Consider the following 4,442-nt stretch of genomic DNA (forward strand, 5'->3'; position numbering starts at 1 on the left):
CGAGCGTGCGGTGGTCGGACACCGGACGTGCGGTGCACCAGAGGTCCGGCGCGCCTGCAAGACGGGTCAGGGCGACCTCGTACACAGCGGCAGCGAGCTCACGCAACGCCGCGCAGGCAAGCAGCAGGAGGCACTCGAAGTGCGAAGAATACGCTGATATCGCGAATTTCAATTCCCAAATCGATTTACGATCCATTCCAGGTGGTTGCCCAATTGATTCGGGAACCGCGGCGGTTATTGCCTTTCGAGGGCTGAGACGCGCGGGAGTCGACGGGTCGATGAGGCTCCCTCCTGACAAACCGTGCTCGATTCCGACACGGGTGTCTGCCTCGAACTCATCATCCTCGACGACGCGCGCGTGGGCATTACCCCGACGGCTCCTGGATCTTGGTGAAGGGTGAAGGGCCACTTCGGGGCACCTCTAATGGTTGCTCCTCCACCCGGTCCCGCGACAGCGGGTGTTTGCTGAGCCGCTGACTGCTGGTGATGGGCCTTGCTCACGGGCGTGGCCATGGTTGCGTTCCTCTGTACGCCTTCTCCCCGTTGGAAGGAGCGACTTCGGACACTGGCCCGTCGAGGGACCCAGGTGCGGAGACGGGTTGGGCACTGCGTAGGAGTACGTGCCACCTCACCGTCTCGCGGCATCGGTGTGGATTCAGGCGATAGAAGATCGGCCCTTCTTTCCTCGTACGTGCCTCTTTCGTCTCTGGGGGTTCTTCCAGTTCTTGCGTGAAGCACCACTACAAGCGCCTTCTTGTGCTTTGTCCGAATTCCTGTGCTCCGAGCGCAGCCGTTTGCGCCCGATCGGTTCATGGTGTTGACTGACTGGGCGATGGATCGGTCGTGGACCTTCGGGAGGTGAACGATGAACGAGACCAGCCAGCGAGTTCCCGCACCGACGGTGGATGCCCAAGCCAAGCCGGCCGCGGTGGTGGTGCGGTACCACTACGCCGACGGTATCCTCCTCGAAGGCGACACCGGCCCGCACGCGGACGCCATCGAGAAGGCCGGGCCACGGTGGCGGTGGTCCCGGTCGCTGCGCAAGTGGGGCATACCGCGGACGCGGGGCCGGATGATGTCGAGCGACCAGGTGGAGAGGTACGCCCGCGGGCTCATTGTCGCGGGCGTGCCCCACGTGCGGCTCCAGTTCCACGACCCCAAGCCCGAGGACGTGAGGGGGTTCGACGATGCGCTCGAGGAACGGAAGGCGCGAGCCCTCGATCGTGCTCAGCGGGTGGAAGAACGGGCAGACCTGCTCGAGGGCGCGGAGGATGCCCGGCGCCGGGTCGATGACGCCGAGCGCGACGCGGCCCCGCACGAGAAGCCGTGCGTCGTCCTGCGCCGGATGTTCGAGCTGGCCCGGGAAGGGCGCGAGCTCCAGGTGAGGATCACCGGCGAGGTGCCGAATGGCTGGCGTGGCCGCACGCCCGACGGTCCGGCCACAGGCGGGTGGCTCGAGCGGCTCCTCGCGGCGGCGGCGGCGAATGGTCGCAAGACCGCGCACTGTCGACAGGTGCTCGACCAGGCCGGCTACATGCCCGGCAGTGAGTCGGTGCTCTGCAAGGGTGACCGAGTGATCACCGACAAGGGGCGGGCCACGGTGCAGAAGGTTCGATCGCAGTACGTGGAGCTGCGGTTCGACCGGGCCGTGCGGTGGGCGAATGGGCCGCAGTACGTCCTGCGGATCGTCTACTCCCGCGTTTGGGTCGCCAAGGCGACCGTCGAGCAGCACCAGGGCTCGGGGCCTTCACCGGAGCGTTCGGTGCCCGAGGTGAGCTCCGCCGTCGCTGCGGGCTCGCGCAGTCCTTTGGCCACGATGGTCGCCAAGCACCGCGACCCCAAGCGGTACACCGTCCTGCAGATCATCGATGCTCTGGCTGAGGCCGAGCGGCTCGGGGTGGGCTCCAAGCTCGTGCAGTACTTCCGCGCCACGCGTCGTGAGGTCGACGTGGAGCGTGCGTACGGCCGTGCGCGGGCAATCGTGGCGTTCGAGCGCGACGGTCGGCTTTGGTCTCCTCCGCTCGAGCAGTTCGACGGCGTCGAGGGCCGCGATCACCAAGCCGCATGCGAGCAGGAGGAGGCCGCGCAGGACGATGACGTCGCGTGTTGGCCCGATCCCGAGGCTTTCGAGATCCTCGCGGCGGTCGCTTCGAGGCAGCTGTTCGGACAAGACGGAGCGCAGGGCGACATGGGTTCGTTCGCCGACGAGGCTCGGAAGGCCCTCGCGGCGCTCATGGTGAGGCGGATACTCGGGGCGAAGGACGCTACCCGCCACGATCCGGAGCCCGAGCCCAAGACCGTCGACGTAGTGCCGTTCGAGGCCGACGCCCCTGTGGCCCAGACGATCGTGGAAGACGCTTCCGGCGTCGAGCTCCACAGGGAGGGCGAGGAAGCGCCGGAGCCGTGCGGGGGGAAGAGCACGCTCGAGACCCTGGTCGAGGATGCAGCGAGGCGAGCGGAGGAGTGGGAACAGTGGGAGCGCCCACAAGTCCTGCGAAAGTCCGATGCGCGCGAGCTGATGCAGGTGTACCGCGAGGCAGCCTCGCGCGGTGAGGTCACCAAGAGACGCTTCAACGCGGCCTTCCGGCGGCTCCATCCTGGGCAGGTGCTGCCGCGCAGCCCACGGTCGCTCACCGTCACCCGGCAGGGCGGGAAGCTCGAGGCACTCATCCGCGGCCCGAAGGGCTGGGTGTATGGCGTCGAGCTGCCAGTCGAGACCGACGAGCAGGTCGCCCTCGTAGCGTTGCTGCGGCAAGTCGAGCAGGACGCCGGCGAGGCGGGCACGATCGAGGCCTGCTCACCCCCCGCCAAGAGGAGCAAGCGTGCCCTCGAGGTCGGCGTGGAGGTGCTCGCCAAGTCGGACGGCAACGGTGACACCGTGCTCGACGGCAACGAGATCGACGCCGTGCCGGTGCAGGACGAGATCCTCGTCAGTCGCTCGGGAGAGCAAGAGGCCGTCCCAACCGTGCGACCGGGGCTCGCGGAGATCGAGGTCGAGGAGTGGACGTGGGGAACGACCGACATGAGGAAGCTTCGAGCGGCGGTCGGGATTTGTTCGCGAGGTGCCGTGCTCCTGTGGGCTCATGGACCCCGCGTCTTCGGGAGCACCAACCACTACGGTCGCAGCCGCTACATCGCCGTGCCGCGCGCCATCTCATGCGACTTCGCTACGCCCTGGTCATCGCACCGCACCCGCCGATTCGCTGCCGTCGAGGGAGCGCGCTCCGATCGCCTCGTCGACAGCGGTGGCTTTGCACCCACCACCGGCCCCCGGCGCCCGTTCGCCCCGAGGCCCGCCCCCGAGCGGTGTCGCCGGGGTCGAGCATTGAGGCAGCAGAGTGAGGCTCGCCCGAGCTCGACCCGGACGGGGACCACGTGGTTTTGCCCCGATCGCGGGCGGTGACTGGACACCGTACCAACCGAGTCGCTGGCGGGCTCCGGTCCGCCGCTCTCGCATCGGCTCCGCAAGCTCGGCGTCGCCGCTGAGCCCGGCCACCGGGGCTCATCGGAACAGGCGGAGGAACTTGAACGCCTTCGGCCACTCGGTGCGCGGTCGGAAGGCGAGCGCCACCTCCTGCCCGTCGAGCGCGGATTCGGTGATGACGACGTGGTCGGGGACCTGCTTGGCGCGCTCGAACTCCTCGTCGTTGACCTTGCATACCGCCTTGCGAAACGGCCCTGCCAACCACTGTCGCACGTCGTCATCGTCGTGGAACCGGAGGTACATGGCGAGCGAGGCGTGCGCGGCTGCCAGCACGGCGAAGCCGGTGGGCACGCTGTCGCGGATGAGGATGTAGGACTTGAGGTTGGGGCCTGCGGGGTTTGCTGGGTTGCTCATGGTCGTCTCCTTGGCGGTGAGCCGGAAGGACGGAGCGACCACACGTGTGCCCCGTCCGGTGTCCGGCGGGGCGGCGGTGCTCGTGAGCTACGCGCACGAGGGACCGCGCCCGCCGAAGCGAGTCGTGGTCCCGGTCGTGGCGTGCAGCCGCGGCATCGCCTTCATCGTGGAGGGAGGACGCGCACCCGTCAAGGCCCGACGCGTCAGTGCGGTCCCTCGTGGTGCGGCCGAGTCGGTCAGTTGCCGATCACGATCCGAGTCGCGCCCTGGGCGGAGAGCCACTCACGCACGCGATCGGTCTGCGCTCCGCCAACCACGATGGTTGCTCCCTCCACGTGGGCACCGCAGCCGAGCTGACGCCGCAGCCGCTGCGCCATGTCCTGCAGCGCAGGCTCCGACAGGGCGAGTCCCTCGATCACCGTGGCCGTCTTGCCGCCGCGTCCCTTCTTCTCGCGACGCAGGACGAGCCTTCCGTGCGCGAGCGAGGGGGAGTCGATGGGCGCGATCGTGGGCTCGGGCGCAGCGGTGACCGCATCACCCGGAGGAAGCTCGCCGAGCGCCCCCTGGAGCGCGGCAAACGGATTGGTGGACAGCGGCGGGGCGC

At 68.6% G+C, this 4,442-nt stretch carries 4 protein-coding genes; 1 reads left to right on the top strand and 3 read right to left on the bottom strand.

The genetic code is table 11. From position 1 onward, the window contains the following. Positions 1-196 (bottom strand): hypothetical protein (locus OEB96_RS00575; RefSeq protein ID WP_266213418.1); only part of this gene is annotated, 196 nt, incomplete at its 3' end. Between the two features lie 669 nt (positions 197-865). Between OEB96_RS00575 and OEB96_RS00580 the strand changes: the two genes are divergently transcribed. After that, the gene (locus OEB96_RS00580) at positions 866-3,403 is read left to right on the top strand and encodes a hypothetical protein (RefSeq protein ID WP_266213419.1); all 2,538 of its coding nucleotides are present in this window, start codon (positions 866-868) and stop codon (positions 3,401-3,403) included. A gap of 99 nt (positions 3,404-3,502) precedes the next feature. Here the strand turns inward: OEB96_RS00580 and OEB96_RS00585 are convergent, their stop codons facing one another. Then, complete coding sequence (locus tag OEB96_RS00585) at positions 3,503-3,838, bottom strand: aminoacyl-tRNA hydrolase (RefSeq protein ID WP_266213420.1); 336 nt, start codon at positions 3,836-3,838, stop codon at positions 3,503-3,505. A gap of 236 nt (positions 3,839-4,074) precedes the next feature. Continuing rightward, a partial coding sequence (locus OEB96_RS00590) for a translation initiation factor (protein WP_266213421.1) occupies positions 4,075-4,442 on the bottom strand: 368 nt, incomplete at its 5' end.

Origin of the sequence: Paraliomyxa miuraensis, assembly GCF_026337845.1 — a bacterium.
Taxonomy (GTDB): domain Bacteria; phylum Myxococcota_A; class Polyangia; order Nannocystales; family Nannocystaceae; genus Paraliomyxa; species Paraliomyxa miuraensis.

Coding starts and splice junctions, on each gene's coding strand:
- OEB96_RS00580 (WP_266213419.1), top strand. CDS start 866: ATGAACGAGACCAGCCAGCGAGTTCCCGCACCGACGGTGGATGCCCAA.
- OEB96_RS00585 (WP_266213420.1), bottom strand. CDS start 3,838: ATGAGCAACCCAGCAAACCCCGCAGGCCCCAACCTCAAGTCCTACATC.